The sequence below is a fragment of the Pseudoalteromonas sp. meg-B1 genome, assembly GCF_003173795.1.
Lineage (GTDB): Bacteria > Pseudomonadota > Gammaproteobacteria > Enterobacterales > Alteromonadaceae > Pseudoalteromonas > Pseudoalteromonas undina.
In genome coordinates this window covers 990,597-1,007,609 of the sequence record NZ_QGQU01000001.1, presented here as the reverse complement: position 1 = coordinate 1,007,609, position 17,013 = coordinate 990,597, and the positions used below count along the sequence as shown (strand labels likewise).

Annotated in this window: 15 protein-coding genes; 7 read left to right on the top strand and 8 right to left on the bottom strand. The window is 39.4% G+C overall.

What is annotated here, in order from left to right:
* Positions 1 to 149: 149 nt before the first annotated feature.
* From DK924_RS04895 to DK924_RS04875, 4 genes are all read right to left on the bottom strand, one after another.
* Positions 150 to 3,038: a ligand-binding sensor domain-containing diguanylate cyclase gene (locus DK924_RS04895; RefSeq protein ID WP_109874484.1), complete on the bottom strand. Its 2,889-nt coding sequence runs from the start codon at positions 3,036 to 3,038 to the stop codon at positions 150 to 152.
* 110 nt (positions 3,039 to 3,148) lie between these two features.
* Positions 3,149 to 3,811, bottom strand: a complete 663-nt coding sequence (locus DK924_RS04890; protein ID WP_109874483.1) for a CatA-like O-acetyltransferase — start codon at positions 3,809 to 3,811, stop codon at positions 3,149 to 3,151.
* A gap of 150 nt (positions 3,812 to 3,961) precedes the next feature.
* On the bottom strand, positions 3,962 to 5,002 hold the full coding sequence (locus DK924_RS04885) for a Glu/Leu/Phe/Val dehydrogenase (RefSeq protein ID WP_010388535.1): 1,041 nt from the start codon (positions 5,000 to 5,002) through the stop codon (positions 3,962 to 3,964).
* A 432-nt stretch (positions 5,003 to 5,434) separates the two neighbouring features.
* Positions 5,435 to 6,961 carry a fumarate hydratase gene (locus DK924_RS04875; RefSeq protein ID WP_109874482.1) on the bottom strand — a complete coding sequence of 509 codons (1,527 nt, stop codon included), beginning with the start codon at positions 6,959 to 6,961 and terminating at the stop codon, positions 5,435 to 5,437.
* Between the two features lie 166 nt (positions 6,962 to 7,127).
* Here DK924_RS04875 and pabB point away from each other — a divergent pair, with 166 nt between their 5' ends.
* The 3 genes from pabB to DK924_RS04860 all read left to right on the top strand — a co-directional run bounded on the left by pabB (position 7,128) and on the right by DK924_RS04860 (position 10,532).
* Positions 7,128 to 8,486, top strand: coding sequence for an aminodeoxychorismate synthase component I (pabB, locus tag DK924_RS04870; RefSeq protein ID WP_109874481.1), 1,359 nt, complete (start codon positions 7,128 to 7,130; stop codon positions 8,484 to 8,486).
* Positions 8,479 to 9,054, top strand: coding sequence for a CoA pyrophosphatase (locus DK924_RS04865; RefSeq protein ID WP_109874480.1), 576 nt, complete (start codon positions 8,479 to 8,481; stop codon positions 9,052 to 9,054). Before pabB ends, DK924_RS04865 begins: the two co-directional genes overlap by 8 nt.
* 101 nt (positions 9,055 to 9,155) lie before the next feature.
* Complete coding sequence (locus DK924_RS04860) at positions 9,156 to 10,532, top strand: L-serine ammonia-lyase (RefSeq protein WP_010388528.1); 1,377 nt, start codon at positions 9,156 to 9,158, stop codon at positions 10,530 to 10,532.
* 67 nt (positions 10,533 to 10,599) lie between these two features.
* Here the strand turns inward: DK924_RS04860 and cysB are convergent, their stop codons facing one another.
* Complete coding sequence (cysB, locus tag DK924_RS04855; protein WP_054201139.1) at positions 10,600 to 11,577, bottom strand: HTH-type transcriptional regulator CysB; 978 nt, start codon at positions 11,575 to 11,577, stop codon at positions 10,600 to 10,602.
* A gap of 297 nt (positions 11,578 to 11,874) precedes the next feature.
* Between cysB and DK924_RS04850 the strand changes: the two genes are divergently transcribed.
* Complete coding sequence (locus DK924_RS04850; protein WP_075169051.1) at positions 11,875 to 12,630, top strand: hypothetical protein; 756 nt, start codon at positions 11,875 to 11,877, stop codon at positions 12,628 to 12,630.
* A 111-nt stretch (positions 12,631 to 12,741) separates the two neighbouring features.
* Here the strand turns inward: DK924_RS04850 and DK924_RS04845 are convergent, their stop codons facing one another.
* Entirely contained in the window at positions 12,742 to 14,034 is a 1,293-nt protein-coding gene (locus DK924_RS04845) for an NCS2 family permease (RefSeq protein ID WP_181388743.1), read from the bottom strand.
* A 118-nt stretch (positions 14,035 to 14,152) separates the two neighbouring features.
* Between DK924_RS04845 and DK924_RS04840 the strand changes: the two genes are divergently transcribed.
* From DK924_RS04840 to DK924_RS04830, 3 genes are all read left to right on the top strand, one after another.
* Entirely contained in the window at positions 14,153 to 14,614 is a 462-nt protein-coding gene (locus tag DK924_RS04840; RefSeq protein WP_010388519.1) for a tetratricopeptide repeat protein, read from the top strand.
* 323 nt (positions 14,615 to 14,937) lie between these two features.
* Positions 14,938 to 15,372, top strand: a complete 435-nt coding sequence (locus DK924_RS04835; RefSeq protein WP_010388516.1) for a SulA-like leucine-rich domain-containing protein — start codon at positions 14,938 to 14,940, stop codon at positions 15,370 to 15,372.
* Positions 15,373 to 15,411: 39 nt separating this feature from the next.
* Positions 15,412 to 15,888: a YchJ family protein gene (locus DK924_RS04830; protein ID WP_109874479.1), complete on the top strand. Its 477-nt coding sequence runs from the start codon at positions 15,412 to 15,414 to the stop codon at positions 15,886 to 15,888.
* Positions 15,889 to 15,955: 67 nt separating this feature from the next.
* On the opposite strand, the gene DK924_RS04825 is transcribed toward DK924_RS04830, so the two are convergent.
* On the bottom strand, positions 15,956 to 16,258 hold the full coding sequence (locus DK924_RS04825; RefSeq protein ID WP_054201143.1) for a DUF6172 family protein: 303 nt from the start codon (positions 16,256 to 16,258) through the stop codon (positions 15,956 to 15,958).
* A 201-nt stretch (positions 16,259 to 16,459) separates the two neighbouring features.
* Positions 16,460 to 16,987: a VC2046/SO_2500 family protein gene (locus tag DK924_RS04820; protein ID WP_109874478.1), complete on the bottom strand. Its 528-nt coding sequence runs from the start codon at positions 16,985 to 16,987 to the stop codon at positions 16,460 to 16,462.
* Between the last annotated feature and the right edge of the window lie 26 nt (positions 16,988 to 17,013).

Below are 17,013 nucleotides of genomic sequence, written 5' to 3'. Positions count from 1 at the left end.
AATTAAAATAAAGTTAATTAATATTACTTATGCTTACATATAATTACTTAATGAATTAACTTAACCTACACAAATAATAAAGAAGTTGAAATTCTCTATATGATAAAAGCTGTCGGAAAAAACGATTTAACGCATTAAAGCAGCTCTTTTTAGGAAGCTATGCACTCAACCCTATTTCGGCCATTGTTTTTTGCCTTGTATAAAGCTTGATCAGCACGAGATAATAACCGATCGTAATCATCGACATTATCTGAGTCAGAAACACCAAAGCTCACGGTTACACTAAGCCCCTGGGCAATAGACGAAAAATCATTATTTTCAATTTCTTTGCGTAATTGTTCACATAATTGCTGTGCTTGCACAGTATTCATGTCAGGAAATACAAATGTGAATTCTTCACCGCCCCAACGAGCCACTTCTTGCTCGCCTTCACAATGCGCTTTAAGAATATTGGCGACTTCACATATAACCTGATCGCCAATCAAATGAGACCAACCATCATTAATGCGTTTAAAGTGGTCAATATCCATAATGGCAATCGCAAGCGGAGTATTACGCGCTTTAAAATCTGTAAAGTTGTCGGCCAGCCAACCATCAAATGCCCGGCGATTCGGTAAGTCAGTGAGCTGATCATGCGTGGCTTGATATGCAAAGGCACTTGCTTGCTCTTGCAGTGCTTGAGTTTGCTTTACCACTCGGCTAGTTAGCTCTTTTTCTACCTGCTTATAGCGATACAAGCGATAACGATATGCGCTGTATATAACAACAACAAAAATAAAGAATACTAATAGCTTAAAGCTGGTCTTTTGCCAAAAATGCGATTGAATTTCAAAATGAATCACTTTGTCATTTTGCTGCCAATCGGTATTAGGGTAGGCAGAACGCACTGCAAATGAATATTTTCCCGCGGGTAAATTAGTATACTCAGCTGTCGCAATGTGCAAACGATCGACCCATTCATCATTAAAGCCTTTCATTTTTGTTTGAAAGTTTAATCGCTGCGGCATAATAAAACTTAAACCCGCATAATGGAACGACAGCCGTGTAACTCCAGGTGGCAAAACAAGTGTGTCACCATCAACAGGCAATAACATGGGTTTACCATCTACAGAAAAACTTTCTACAATAGTTGGTAACGGTATCTCGGTGGCTTCTTTTAATCGCGCGGGTTTAACCGTACTCACCCCTTTTGCGGTGGCAAACCAAATAGTACCATCTGAATGCGCTGTAGCCGAAGGCGTTGACCCTCCATTGGCTTGCGCACTGAGCATGCCATCGCCCTCATCGTATAATTGAAAAGCTAGCGTCTGACTACCTTTTGTAGCTGAGTCTAGTAGCTTATTAACTTGCTTATAATTAACTTCAATAATGCCACGGTTACTTGATAGCCAAAGTGAATCTTTAAAGGGCACAATTTGAAAAAGCTTATCAACCGGTAATCCTAACTCCCTCCCTAAAATAGTCATATGGCCATTTGAATGTTGATAACGCAATAAACCTCTATCGGTCGCCATCCAGGTATATTTATCGTCAATATAAAAGCCAAACGCATATTTAGCCGAAAACGCTTCAGGGAACTGAATTGGTTTAAATTTATCCGTATTGGTATTGTAAACTACTACGCCATTGCCAGTTCCTATCCAAATATTTGCCCTCTTATCTTCACTCAAAGCTAGAATAAAGCCACTCGGCAACTCTTTCTCATTAGTAAATTGGTCTAAGCTGCCGTCGGTATTAACTCGCGTTAACCCCATGGCTGAACCTACCCATAAACGATTTTTTGAATCAAAAAGTAACGAGCGTACTTCATTACTACCAAGGCCATTATCACGATTTAAGTAAGGTACAAGCTCGTTATTAACCACCTTTAAAACACCTGAAGTGTAAGTACCGACCCAAACATCACCTTGGCTTTGTTCAAGTAAGCTCAATACTGAATAAGGAGAGCCTTGCTTAGTTCCTTTAATATGGGTGATTTTATTGTTTTGCAGCCGATCTAAGCCTGTACTCCCGCCTATCCATAAACTGCCATCAGAATGTGAAAGTACCGTGCGTACGTAGTCGCTAGATAAGCCTCGCTTTTTTCCCCACGATGAAAACGGGGCTTCTCTTAATCTAAATACACCCGCGTTGGTACCTACCCAAATACTGTTTTCTCTGTCTTGCAATAACGACAATATGCGGTTTGCAGGTAAGCCATTTTTAGCATCTAATTGTTCTATGCCATCAACACTAAGCCTAAATACCCCTTTATTAATAGTGCCAAACCATAAATCACCATGGTTATCTTCTAATAAACTAGAAATCGACTCAGCATTAAGCTGTAGATGGGGTGACTCGAACACATTGCCATTTAATACTCGCGCACCTCTTTCACTACCAATAACAAGGCGTCCTTCACGGGTAATCAATAGAGTATATACAGGTGCATCCGGCAAACCATGATGTGGAGTCATCAATGTAGCCGTGTAGTTAACTATTTTATACAGCCCATCACTGGTTGCAGCCCATATAGTGCCCTGCTTATCTTCAATTATTCTGTAAGCACTGACGTTTTGTATTATTGGGATATCTTGAGTGCTTTTGGCAGGTCGATAAAACACACCATCATTTTCAAGTGCCAACCACAAATCCTCGTTTTTACTCTTAAATACGTGATTAACCATTGCTTGGGCATTAGGTTGAGTGTCCCATTGTCGGTGCTGATATAAACTAATACCGCCGCGCGCTCCGGCTATGAGTAAGCCGCCATCGGATGTGGGGGTAAGCGCACGTACGCCTGAGTCAGGCAAATCGGTAATTTCTGAGCGGGTAAATAGTTTAAATTCTTGACCGTTAAAGCGGGCAAGCCCTTCCCAAGTACCTACCCATAAATAGCCATCTTGTGTTTGTGCAAGGCTATTAATGCTATTGTGAGGAAGGCCCGAACGGGTATTCCACGTTTCAAAAAAATAATCGCGCAACGGCAGCCGAGTCTGTTGCTGAGCATCAACAGTAAAAATCACCAACAAGAAACATAAAATCACCAAGCGATTCATCAGACACTGCCTTTATAATTATTAGTTTTTATATTTGAGTAAAATCAAGGTGAAAATTTAATTAGAAAACATCACCAGCAAATAATAACATAAGATTTACAACTTTTTCATTAAGTATTATCACTCAAACTATCAAATGTATGTTGTAATTGTTGGATGAACTTAGCCACATGTAGTCCATCTAATAACGCATGATGGACATCAATTGATAGTGGCATTTCGCCTGTATCGGGGTTGTATTGACCAAACACAAATTTAGGGATGCCACAGCTTTGGCCCTGGGTAAACGCATGCGAAAAGCTGCTAAAGTTTAACCAAGGTAAAACAGAAACGTGAATTAAATCAGCTTGTCCTTCAGTTGCTGCAAAGGCATCAGAAAACAGCGGGTTTAACCTTGCTTCATGACTAATCGCTTTTGCTTTATTAGCAAACTCATTTAACGAGTTTTGCTGTTTAAAATAACTAAAGCGAAACGAGTCATCATCGGCAAGCTCAACAACACTCGCGCGCATGGTGTTTAAATAATAAGGTTTTTGATTAACAATACGCAGCATCATCGGCTCATACTCATGACATGCTTTTAATAAGCAATAAACATAACCATGAAAAAAAGCACGATTAGTTTGCTTACACACGGTATATAGCTTTTTAGCATTGAGTCTTACACACACATTAAAATAAGGCTGAGTGAAGTTTTGAAACAATTCAAAATGTTGTTTGCGCGGCCACTGATCAAAATCAATAGCCCGAAGAGATAAATCGGCAGAGGACATAAATTATACACAGAGCAAAAGTAAAATTTTACCTCGCTTTGCCTATATTCGCATTAACTAAAATGATGCTTTGGGTGTAGTTATACCAAAGTCTTATATAGGCATAAAAAAAGGAGCGATATTCGCTCCTTAGTTGAACTAAATAAAAACTTAAAGTCCGTTTTCAATAATTTCTTGAGCAAGCTCATCAGCAATTAAATGCGTTGATTTTTGTTCTTTTTCACTACGGGTAAAGATTTCGCTTAATGTATCGAAAATTTTCTCTACGTGTTTATTAGACGCCTCTTTACTGTAACCTTCAGGCGCTGTTTCGTAATACACGTTAATAATACCGCCTGCATTTATTACATAATCTGGTGCGTATAAAATACCTTTTTCACGTATAATTTCACCATGGCGTGATTCTGCAAGCTGATTATTTGCACAACCTGCTATTATAGTTGCTTTTAAACGAGGGATCGTTGTGTCATTAATAGTGGCACCTAACGCACAAGGCGCATACACATCAACATCTAAGTCGTATATTTCATCAATACCAACCGCTGTTGCACCAAAATCGTTGACTACACGCTCTACCGCTGCTTGGTTAATATCGGTAACAAATAATTCTGCACCAGCTTCAGCCAAGTGCTTACATAATCCATAAGCCACCGCACCTAAACCTTGCACAGCCACTTTAATACCTGAGAAATCTTGAATGCCGCGCTGATGATGAAGCGCTGCTTTCATACCTAAAAACGTGCCGTAAGCTGTAAATGGCGATGGGTTACCACTTTTGCCTTCAAGGCCTAGCACGTAATTTGTTTCTTTGTTCATTAACGCCACATCATCACACGTGATATTTACGTCTTCTGCTGAGTAGTAGCTGCCATTTAAACGCTCTAATTGACGACCAAATGCACGAAACAACTGTTCAGACTTGATCTCTTTTGCATTGCCAATAATAACTGACTTACCACCACCAAATGGCAAGCGTGCCACAGCATTTTTATAGGTCATCCCTTTTGATAAGCGCAATACGTCGTAAACTGCATCCTCATCGTTGGCATAATCCCACATTCTACAACCACCTACAGCTGGGCCTAAATTTGTGTTATGTACCGCAATAATAGCCTTTAAACCAGACGCTTTGTCTGAACAAAAAACCACTTGTTCATGGTTATCAAATTCAACTTGATTAAATACAACCACTATAAATACTCCGAAAATAATGAGCCCTTTTGGGCAAGCACGCTACAAATTGACGAGACTTTATCACTTCAGTTGATGGTTCGCCACACTATGAGTAGATAAACCAAATAAACCGCACTCAATAGAAAAATAAAACGATTTATCGCGATAAATATGCATAAAAAATTTAATAATAATTATATTGTTAAGTATAAAAGCTAAAAACGTCATCGCGGTTAAAGTTTACGCTTACGTGAACGTCACTTTGAATTTATATGTAAACTTAATAGTACATCTTGAAAAAGAACACTACATCATAAAATACAATGGGTTATACAAAAACTGCCTGTGCAGCACAAACTGGTCTGAGGTGTTTAAGTATCTGCAAATTTTAAAAATAAAAAAAACGAGCACGGGGTGCTCGCTTTTATAATTGCTGTTTATGCAGAAAACTTACTTCATTTTACTATCTAGTTCTTCAATTTTTGCTTTCCAAATTGCAGGACCTTGGGTGTGAGCATTTTCACCTTCGCTGTCAACGGCAACCGTTACTGGCATATCTTCTACTTCAAATTCGTAGATAGCTTCCATACCTAAATCTTCAAAGGCAACAACACGTGCTTTTTTAATTGCTTTAGATACTAAGTATGCCGCACCACCTACCGCCATCAAATACACTGACTGGTGCTTTTTAATAGACTCAACCGTTGCTGGGCCTCGTTCAGCTTTACCAATCATACCTACGATGCCGGTTTTTTCTAACATCATGTCGGTAAATTTATCCATACGAGTTGCCGTTGTAGGACCCGCTGGGCCTACTGCTTCATCGCCTACTGCATCCACAGGGCCAACGTAGTAAATAAACTTGTTATCAAAATCAACACCTTCAGGTAAACCTTCCCCTGAGTTGATCATATCCTGAAGACGTTTATGAGCAGCATCTCGACCCGTTAAAATAGTACCTGAGAGTAAAACGGTTTCACCCATTTTCCATTCTTTAGTGTCTTCTTTAGTAAGAGTATCTAAATTAACACGGCGTGTGCCCTCACCCACTTCGAAAGTCACTTCTGGCCAATCTTCTAATTTAGGTGCTTTTAAATTCGCAGGGCCTGAACCATCAAGCGTAAAGTGTACGTGGCGGGTCGCTGCACAATTTGGGATCATAACCACAGGCTTTGAAGCCGCGTGAGTAGGCGCCGTTTTAATTTTAACATCAACAACCGTAGTTAAGCCGCCAAGGCCTTGAGCACCAATGCCTAACTTATTCGCACGATCAAAAATTTCTAAACGCAGTTTTTCTTCTGTTGTTTCTGCACCGCGCTCAATAAGCTCATGAATATCAACCGGATCCATTAATGACTCTTTGGCCATTACCGCAGCTTTTTCTGCTGTGCCGCCAATACCTATGCCTAGCATACCTGGTGGACACCAACCCGCCCCCATTGTTGGTAACGTTTTTTCTACCCACTCGGCCACATCGTCAGATGGGTTTAACATCACCATTTTACTTTTGTTCTCTGAGCCACCACCCTTAGCAGCCACCATCACTTCAACTTTATCGCCTGCAACTAAGTCAATGTGTACCACTGATGGCGTATTATCTTTAGTATTTTTACGTGTTCCCGCAGGGTCGGCAACAATCGATGCACGCAATGGGTTATCTGGATTTAAGTACGCACGACGCGTCCCCTCATCAACCATTTGTTGTACTGTTAAGTCGGTTTTATCCCAATTAACATCCATACCTACTTTTACGAAACAGGTGATGATCCCAGTATCCTGGCACAGCGGACGCTTACCTTCTGCCGACATACGCGAGTTAATTAAGATTTGTGCAATCGCATCTTTAGCGGCTTTGCTTTGCTCTTTGTTATACGCTTTTTCTAGCGCTTGAACAAAATCAAGAGGGTGGTAAAACGAGATATATTGCAAAGCATCTTCGATGCTATCAATAAAGTCTTGCTGACGAATTGTACTCATAGTGGTTCCTTAAGTTGTTGTTACGCACGCTGTACGTAAGCTTTATCAAACCCGTGACGGTGGTTCGAACTGTTTTCAACCACAGCGCTCACTAAACGCTGCCAAAAAAATTTGACTTATGATACCCTCCCAGCCCGTTTCGAGCCAGTTCTTAAAGGGGTAGTAAATGCTAAACAATAAAAAAAATTGTGTTGAATTAGCCATATCACAAAATTGTATAGAGGTATTTTCGCATTTTGCTCATTTACCCTACGCTATTTTGCTAGATTCGGGTGATAGCGATCACATTAACAGTCGTTTTGACATGATTGCGATTGAACCTCAAAGCACCCTGGAAGTTAAAAATAATCAAACTGTTTTTAATAACCAAGCGAGTGCTAAAAGCTGCTTTGAAATAATGAACGATGAATTAGCAAAGCTCGATACAACAAAAGCCGCTAACAATTTACCCTTTAACGGTGGCTGGCTTGGTTATTTTGGTTATGACTTAGGGCGTACCATAGAGCAACTGCCAAACAGTGCTTTAAACGATATTGATTTACCGCAAATGGCCGTTGGACTTTACCTTGATGCACTGATTTACGATAAACAACTGCGTAAGTGGTTTTATATTTCGCAACCCAATGTAAATCGTCTCTCGCAGTATCAGCAGCATTTAGCGCAACCACCTAAACATGAAAGCTTTTCGCTTACATCACAGTGGCAGTCAAATATGAGTCAGAGGAGTTATAGCGAAAAGTTTGCCGCGATTGAAGAATACTTAAAAAGTGGTGATTGTTATCAAATTAACCTAGCGCAGCGTTTTAGCGCACATTACCAAGGGTCTCCTTGGGCGGCCTATGTTAAATTAACGCAGGCCAATAAAGCGCCTTTTTCTAGTTTTATAAATCATCCGCAAGGCGCTATTTTATCAATATCACCCGAGCGTTTTATTGCAGTGCACGACAACAAGGTAGAAACAAAACCTATTAAAGGCACGCTACCACGTAAAGCCGATGCTTTAGAAGATGCCAAACAAGCCACATTACTGGCAAACTCCAGTAAAGACCGCGCTGAAAATGTCATGATAGTAGACCTGCTACGAAATGATTTAGGTAAAGTCGCAAAACCGGGCTCTGTTGTTGTACCTTCTTTATTTGCTATTGAAAGCTTTCCGGCAGTACACCATTTGGTAAGTACAGTTACATCCATCCTTGATGAAGGAAAAACAGCAGTCGATCAACTTGAAGCTGCATTCCCTGGAGGGTCTATTACCGGGGCACCAAAAGTGCGCGCAATGGAAATAATAGAAGAGCTGGAGCCACACAGACGCAGTATTTATTGTGGCTCTATTGGCTATATTAGCGCCTGCGGTAATATGGATACCAGTATTACCATTCGAACTTTAGTTACTCATCATCAGCAAATACATTGTTGGGCTGGCGGTGGCATTGTTGCTGATTCAAAAGTCGAATTGGAATATCAAGAAACATACGATAAAGTAAATAAAATACTCCCTATATTAAATGAAGGTCGCTTTGAATAGTGAAACCATTTCGGCTCGTTTTCAATTAAACCGCAGTTTAGCCGTGGATCAGCTCAAAGATAATAAAAAAAAGCGCGCCAGTGCAGTGATGCTACCTTTGATTGATATAGATAACGAAGCACATGTTTTATTGTGTAAGCGGCCAACCTATTTACATCACCACCCTGGGGAGATTTGTTTACCGGGTGGTAAATTTGAAATTAATGATGTTAACCTGCGCACCACGGCACTGCGTGAATTACATGAGGAGCTAAACATTCCCCCGCATAATGTTCAAGTTTTAGGCCAGCTGCCGGAATACTCTACCCTTACTGGATTTACTATACGTCCTTTTGTGGGCTTAATTAAAAAAGAAACGGTATGGGAGAACGATCATAACGAAGTACAAGCCAGCTTTTTACTCTCTATAAAAGCACTGAACAACGAAGCTAATTGGCAACCAATCCCCTTTGAACGTAATGGAAGAGCCCTAACTTTAAATGGCTTTATCACTCCTCACGGGCTTTTGTGGGGTGCCACAGCCAGCATTATTAAAAACTTTACAAAACAACTCGCCATACCAGTTTAAATCTTTGCTAATAAGGGTTACACACCTGCATTTCCACGTTATTATAGTCGACCGTTCAAAGAACAGCTTAATGCTGAGAAAACTAAGTAGAGACACACATTATGATCAGTGCATTTGACATGTTTAGCATTGGTATTGGCCCTTCATCGTCACATACCGTCGGCCCAATGCGTGCATCACGCTTATTTGTTAATGACCTAGATGAGCAACAACTATTAGCAAATGTAACCGATGTAAAAGTAGAGCTTTACGGCTCACTGGGGCAAACAGGTGTTGGTCATGGTTCGGGAAAAGCAGTGATCCTTGGCCTAGCCGGTTATGATCCTGAAACCATTGATGCCGATTTAGTGGACGATATTTTAGCAAAAATAGAAAATGAGCAGGTTATTTATCTAAACCAAACTCATAAAGCTAAATTCCCTAAACAAGGCGCTATTGTTTTTCATCGCAGAAAAACACTCCCTAAACATTCCAACGCAATGGAAATTATTGCCTATAACAATGACGAAAAAGTATATAGCAAAGTTTACTACTCTATTGGTGGCGGGTTTATTGTTACAGATGAAGAGTTTGAAAAAGAAAAACAAGCGGCCTTAGATATTCGCGAAGAAAACCCTGCCCCGTTCCCGTTTGGAACGGCTAAAGAATTACTCGAAATGTGTAAAGAGTCGGGTTACAGCGTATCAACGTTAATGATGAAAAACGAAAAAACCTTACGCAGTGAAGAAGCCATAAAAGATGAATTATTTAATATTTGGCAAGTAATGAAAGCCTGTATTGAACGTGGTATGCGTACCGAAGGTATTTTACCTGGTGGTTTGAAAGTAAAACGCCGTGCACCAAGCTTATATTTAAAGCTCAATGTAGAAGTGAGTAACGATCCACTTCGTGCTATGGATTGGGTTGATTTATTCGCATTAGCAGTGAATGAAGAAAATGCAGCAGGCGGTCGTGTGGTTACTGCACCAACAAATGGTGCAGCTGGTATCCTACCTGCCGTATTAATGTACTATCATACTTTTATCAAAGAAGTTGATCGCGACATTGCTACTCGGTATTTATTAACCGCGGCCGCTATTGGTATTTTATACAAAAAAAATGCCTCTATCTCAGGTGCTGAAGTGGGTTGCCAAGGTGAAGTTGGTGTTGCCTGTTCAATGGCTGCTGGTGCGCTGACTGAAATTGTTGGTGGTAACGTGGTACACGTAGAAAATGCCGCTGAAATTGGCATGGAACATAACTTAGGATTGACCTGCGACCCAGTGGGCGGCTTAGTGCAGGTACCTTGTATTGAGCGTAATGCAATGGGCGCTATTAAAGCAATTAATGCTTCTCGTCTTGCTATTCGCGGTAGTGGAGAACAAAAAGTATCGCTTGATAAAGTAATTAAAACCATGCTCGATACCGGTAACGATATGAAAACAAAATACAAAGAAACCGCTCGCGGTGGATTAGCTGTTAACATTATCGAGTGCTAATTAGATAGCATAAAAAAAGCCGCTTAGTTGCAAAACTAAGCGGCTTTTTCATTACTGTTTATGGCGGTTATTTAACTGGCAATTCGATATCAGCAAATAATTTATCAACATCGTCTTGATTACGCAGCAAACTTGCTCGCTCTACTCGCTCTTTGGTTAAATGCGGTGCAAAACGTTCGATAAAGTCATACATGTAGGTACGTAAAAAGCTACCTTTTCTAAAACCAATCTTAGTGGTGCTTGCTTCAAATAAATGGCTAGCATCAATGCACACTAAGTCGCTGTCGTTTACCTGGTCAATTGCCATAGATGCAACCACACCGACACCTAATCCCAGGCGCACATACGTTTTAATAACATCGGCATCGGTGGCGGTAAATACAATATGCGGCTCAAGCCCATAGGCGTTAAATGCTTTATCAAGCTCTGAGCGACCAGTAAAACCAAATACATAAGTGATCAAAGGATACTGCGCTATATCTGCCACCGTTAAGTTATCGACTTTTTTCGCAAGGGGGTGATCTTTAGCAACCACAATACTGCGATTCCAGTGATAACAAGGCAACATAACTAAATCTGAATATAAGTGCAGTGCTTCAGTAGCAATCGCAAAATCTGCATCACCGCGCGCAGCTGCATCCGATATTTGCTGCGGCGTACCTTGGTGCATATGCAGTGACACTGCTGGGTATTTTTGGGTAAAGCCTTGAATTACGCTTGGTAACGCATAACGTGCTTGGGTGTGCGTAGTCGCAATATTAAGTTTACCTTGATCGGGCAGCGTATGTTCATTAGCAACCGCTTTAATACCCTCAACTTTTGAGAGTATTTCTCGCGATATGTTAATGATTTCTTCGCCAGCACCTGTAACGTGAGTTAAATGTTTACCACTACGGCCAAAAATTTGTACACCTAGTTCATCTTCTAACATACGTACTTGCTTAGAAATACCAGGCTGGGAGGTAAATAAACTCTCAGCGGTAGCTGAAACATTTAATTTATGATTTTGAACTTCTACGATATATCTAAGTTGTTGTAATTTCATGGCTATGTAGTTTCGTTATAATTCACATTGACAGATAAAAGCGCACCCTAATTAATAGGTAACTATATAAAAGGCTGATTAAGGTTACACAATGTAACAATTAATTTATTGAAATTTCAGGTTAACACAATAAATAAAGTTGAGATAGCAATGATTATCAGCAAACAAAACATAACACATTAAGATTTAAACGCTTTATGCATGGTGTTTTTTTTAGTTAATCGGCGCAAAGTTTCCCACCTTTTATATATTTAATGTAAGATTAGATAATAAGGTTAAGAATTTGAGAATTATAACATGATCGTTTCCATTATAATTGTATTAATTGTTGCGCTTATCGTCATTGCACTGTGGGTTAGTGCTGTTCAACAACACAAAGAAAAACAAGAAGCTGAACGACGTAAAGAGCTAACAAAACAAAAAGCTATCATTGAAGAAACTGAAGAGGCGTTAATGAATAGCGCTAATATCCCTCTTTCAGAAGCAACTCAGCGAATATTACAACGTCGTATTCATGATGCGCTAAGTAATATGGTGTCTATTTCAAGCGGTGGTAGCGGACTAAAAAACCGCTTAAAAGAAGCAAAAGAGCGACTACAAAATCCGATTCAAGACGGCTCGGATGGTTTTGTTTTGCCAGGTAATGACAAGCAACTGATATCACTAATACAGGGTATAAAAAAGCTCCGTACTATTATCCGTTCTGAGCACAACAAGGGGAAAGTTGACAGCCAAGCGTTTATTGCAGAAGACAAACGCCTTGAGAAGCTACAACTAAGAATCAACATTGAAAGCCAGATAAAACGTGGTCTAGCAGCTCAAACAGCCGGTATGGTAGGCTCTGCTAGGCAGTACTTTGAAAAAGCATCGACGACGCTAAACAGTGTGTCATTTAATGATGATTACATTACTGCAAAACGAGTTGAAGTTGAAGGCTATCTAGAAACAATAAGCACTGAATTAAAGGCATCAAACGCTACATCATTAAAGAAAAAGAACGAACAAGAGCAAGATGATTTAGACGTACTGTTTGCACCGAAAAAGAAATGGTAATTCATTACCTAATAAAAAGCCCATACAACTGTATGGGCTTTTTTATAACTGAAATTTAGTCACTATATAAATTTACATACCCAAACTAAATCTAGCTATTTAACAGAAGCATTAAGATAAAAATGCAAACTTAATAATAAACAGTGCCGTTAAAATCCAAACACTAATACTTACCTGATCTTTTTTACCACACAGTACTTTAACCGCTGTATAAGAAATAAAACCCAATGCAATACCGTGTGCAATTGAAAAGGTCAATGGAGTCATTAACAATACAACACTCACTGGAATTGCATCGGTCATATCATCCCAGTTTACAAACTTTAAGTTTTGTAGCATTAGAACAGATACATATAAGATTGCCCCTGCTGTTGCGTATGCTGGTACCATTTGTGCCAAAGGTGCAAAAAACATCATTAATAAAAAGCAGCAACCTACAACTACAGCCGTTAAGCCCGTTCGGCCCCCCACTGATACTCCCGCTACAGACTCTATATAAGAAGTTGTTGTTGAAGTTCCCAGCATTGCACCGGCAATGGTTGCAGTGCTATCAGCGCTTAATGCGCGACCTAAGCGCGGCATATTGCCGTTTTTATCTGCTAGGTCCGCTTTTTGAGTAACCGCTACCAACGTACCTGAGGTATCAAATAAATCAACAAATAGAAACGCAAAAATAACACTCAACATAGACAGTTCAAAAGCAGCACTAAAATCAAGTTGCATAAAAGTTGGCATTATTGAAGGTGGCATTGCAACAACACCATGATATTCAACTAACCCCATCGACACTGCTATCGCGGTAACGAGTAAAATACTAATTAATACACCGCTTTTAAAATCGCGATAAAGTAATGCCGCAATAATAAAAAAACTAAAAATAGCTAATAGCGGACCCGGTGATGTTATATCGCCTAGCTGCACAAGTGTTGCTGGGCTTGATACAATAATACCTGCACTTTTCAGCGCAATAAGTGCCAAGAATGCACCAATACCGGTTGCTATTGCTTGTTTGAGCACCAGGGGGATTGCATTAATAATCCACTCTCGCACCTTAAATAAGCTTAATATTAAAAATATACACCCTGACATAAACACCGCGCCCAGCGCTGCTTGCCAGCTATAGCCCATACCTAGCACCACGCCATAGGTAAAAAATGCATTTAATCCCATACCCGGTGCCAATGCCAATGGATAATTGGCCCACAACCCCATAATAAAACACCCTATTGCAGCGGCAATACAGGTTGCAACAAAGGCAGCACCTTGGTCCATGCCTGCTTCTGCAAGCATAGCTGGGTTAACGAATACGATATAAACCATCGTAATAAATGTAGTCATACCGGCAATACATTCACGGCGAACCGAAGAATCATTTGCACGGATTTTGAATAAGGCTTCGAGCATAATAAACTTGTGGTTGTAAAAAGTGGCGAGATTTTAGCATAAAAATAACTTTTTACAGGACATTTTACCTTGCTATATACTAAACTAGCTAAGTGATTAAAATAACAAACGAAGTAGCATGATCAAAACGACACCAAGTGGCCAAGACTTAGAGCAACAATTAGACAACATTCTTTCTTTTGTAACGCAACCAAGCGATGCAAATCCCCCTGCGAGCTCTAAAAACACCGATCAAGACACATTAAATAAAGCTCTTTATTACCTTAAAAATGAACAAGGCGCCTTAGCCGCAAAATGGATGCGTTTAGCAGCAATGGCAGGAAACTATCGTGCACAGTTTTACTTAGGGCTATTTTTCATTAAAGGCCAAGGTGTGCCACAAAGTGTATTTCATGGGGCTGCGTGGCTCAGCTTAGCTAGTAGCCAAGGATATGAGCCAGCAATAGAGGCAATGAGCGATATACGCAAACACATTAGTACCAAACGACTTAAAGACGCCCAGTGTTATGCCGCCAGCTTATATGAACAAATTCATCAGTTACAATTTTCACATTTGATCCCTATAAGTCACGAAAAATAGTTTTACTACCTAGTAACTCATTCTATCTGTAAATTGATTAAGCGTTTTATAAGTTAAATGCAACAACGCTTAATTTTTAAACTACTGTATATCTCATGCATTTCAAGATTCATTTAGTTATAGATTAAAAAGCTACCGTCAAAAGTATTCATCCCCAAAAATTATAATCTATTGTTATATATGAACTATTTATTTTTAAATAGTTTCATTATCGTGCTCAGCTGAATAACTGTACAAAAAAATAGCAAAAAACACTTGCACCAAACAACTGTATAAACTACTGTATACATGTACTGTATAAAAACCCAGTGAGTGAGACGATTATGTTACAGCCTATTACCGTAAGAACAGTTAAGAGCTACCAACAAGATGACCAATCTGATTGTGTTAACGTTGTACAAATTGAAGATGAGATTTCAGCGACGTTTGAATTATTAAAAGTATTACACCAATACAATAGCTTAAATGCATGGACACTTTTAATTGCGCCAGACCATGTACCTAGTAAAGCGTTACTTGATTCATGTTCAATTGATACCAGTAAATTATTAGTTATACGCCAAAAACATTTAGTTAATATAGAGTATGTTTTAAGTTCTGCACTTCACAATGGAAATTTTGCAGCGGTGATCACCTGGACCGACATAATAAATAATCAGCAACTATCACAGTTATCATTAAACCTGAGCCATACACGCACTAAGCTGTATTGCTTTAGCAAAAAAAGCGCTCAAGCTGAGATTTCACTAACGCAATAAGCTTGGTAAACTAGCGTTTTAATACACAGTACATTTATTATGACCTCTAACGCCCTACTATGTTTTTGTGGCAGTCAGCAACTTTATGCTGATTGCTGTGAACCTTTTCATTTAAAAACCAAACAGCCACAAACACCTGAGCAACTTATGCGTGCTCGCTACAGTGCATATGCGGTTAAAAACGCGGCTTTTGTTCGTGAAAGTTACGCAAAAGAAAAGCAAGCTGAAAACTCACTATCAGAAATTAAGGACTTTGCAACTAGTTGCCGCTTTATAAACTTAACCGTATTAGATTCTGGTTATAATGATGAAACAGGGTTTGTAAAGTTTAAAGCCCATTACTTTTATCAAGACTTGTATTGCGAGCTGGCTGAGCATTCAAGATTTATTAAAGAAGATGAACAGTGGCGATACCTTGATGGTGAGATCACACCGGTTGCTGATATTAAAGTGAAACGCAATGATACTTGTCCTTGCGGCAGTAATAAAAAGTATAAAAAGTGTCATAGTGTATAAGTAACAACCACAAAAAATGGGCCACTTGGCCCATTTTCAAAAACTACACTAAACGCAACTTAGCGCTTTATTCGTCATCACCTTCATCGAAGTCTTGACGTTGTGCAGGTCTTGCTAAAATCTCTAAGTAGAAAGAGGTTAAACCTTGCTTTTCAATTTCACTGATGTGATTGTTAATTTCAGCAACGTGAACCACTTGGGCCTCTTCAGCCGTGTTACCAAACTTACAATCAAATGCCCAGTAGTCGGCATCAACAGGTAAAGTTTTATTACGTTCTCTTTTCAAATATTTTTTCACTTCATGCTTTGCAGCATCAACCATACGAGGGTATTTGATTTTCTCATGATTCAGCGTGAATGTTTTCTTCATTACGTTCCTAATTACCTTGGTTTAATGATAATGGCATTTAATGTCATACCATTTGCGCCATTATAGCAATTGCATTTAAATTTTGGATGCTTTTTTTATATTAAATCGGTTATTAAAATAAAGCACCTACAAAACCACTAATATAAACACAGTTTATTACAATCTAATGGCGTTTAAAAAACTGCATTTAATGTAATTTAATTAGGCACTAAACAAATGTAATGGCTGGTGGAGGGCTTCATTTTGTAAATCATCATAAAATGCTGCGGCATCCATTTGCATATTTGAGAGCGGCATATCACTGTTTTTAATTCGCCGACGAACCGCCAGTTCACAATTATCAATCACGTTAAGCGGAATATGATTTTTATCATCTCGAATATTTAACGGTTCAGGCTTTAAGCACTGAGTTAACTTAATATCACTCATCCCTATAGCGCTTCCCATTTTTGCTAAAAGTTCCGTGTTATTTTTGCCAATTAACATATTAAAGGTATCTGGCGCTAATGGCTGCTTTGGGCCCGCACCAAATTGCTTTCTCAAGGTCTCTTCATCGGCTTGATAACCACTTGCATCACTTTTAGGTAAGTGAAACTCACTAAAATCAAGCGCATCATGAGAGAGCATTGCTAATAAAAGTGCAAACTCGCCTCGGCGGTTATCGTGCACACTTTCATTAAGCCTCGTTTTTAACTGGCTCTCCGTGATTAACAAATCACCAATATGCATAGACTTTAGCCTATTTAACTAATTAA

Excerpts from the sequence above, each read along its gene's own strand:
- pabB (WP_109874481.1), top strand. The coding sequence starts at position 7,128 with ATGCTAAACAATAAAAAAAATTGTGTTGAATTAGCCATATCACAAAAT.
- DK924_RS04890 (WP_109874483.1), bottom strand. The coding sequence starts at position 3,811 with ATGTCCTCTGCCGATTTATCTCTTCGGGCTATTGATTTTGATCAGTGG.
- DK924_RS04840 (WP_010388519.1), top strand. The coding sequence starts at position 14,153 with ATGATCAAAACGACACCAAGTGGCCAAGACTTAGAGCAACAATTAGAC.
- DK924_RS04845 (WP_181388743.1), bottom strand. The coding sequence starts at position 14,034 with ATGCTCGAAGCCTTATTCAAAATCCGTGCAAATGATTCTTCGGTTCGC.
- DK924_RS04860 (WP_010388528.1), top strand. The coding sequence starts at position 9,156 with ATGATCAGTGCATTTGACATGTTTAGCATTGGTATTGGCCCTTCATCG.
- DK924_RS04825 (WP_054201143.1), bottom strand. The coding sequence starts at position 16,258 with ATGAAGAAAACATTCACGCTGAATCATGAGAAAATCAAATACCCTCGT.
- cysB (WP_054201139.1), bottom strand. The coding sequence starts at position 11,577 with ATGAAATTACAACAACTTAGATATATCGTAGAAGTTCAAAATCATAAA.
- DK924_RS04850 (WP_075169051.1), top strand. The coding sequence starts at position 11,875 with ATGATCGTTTCCATTATAATTGTATTAATTGTTGCGCTTATCGTCATT.
- DK924_RS04830 (WP_109874479.1), top strand. The coding sequence starts at position 15,412 with ATGACCTCTAACGCCCTACTATGTTTTTGTGGCAGTCAGCAACTTTAT.
- DK924_RS04875 (WP_109874482.1), bottom strand. The coding sequence starts at position 6,961 with ATGAGTACAATTCGTCAGCAAGACTTTATTGATAGCATCGAAGATGCT.
- DK924_RS04895 (WP_109874484.1), bottom strand. The coding sequence starts at position 3,038 with ATGAATCGCTTGGTGATTTTATGTTTCTTGTTGGTGATTTTTACTGTT.
- DK924_RS04820 (WP_109874478.1), bottom strand. The coding sequence starts at position 16,987 with ATGCATATTGGTGATTTGTTAATCACGGAGAGCCAGTTAAAAACGAGG.
- DK924_RS04835 (WP_010388516.1), top strand. The coding sequence starts at position 14,938 with ATGTTACAGCCTATTACCGTAAGAACAGTTAAGAGCTACCAACAAGAT.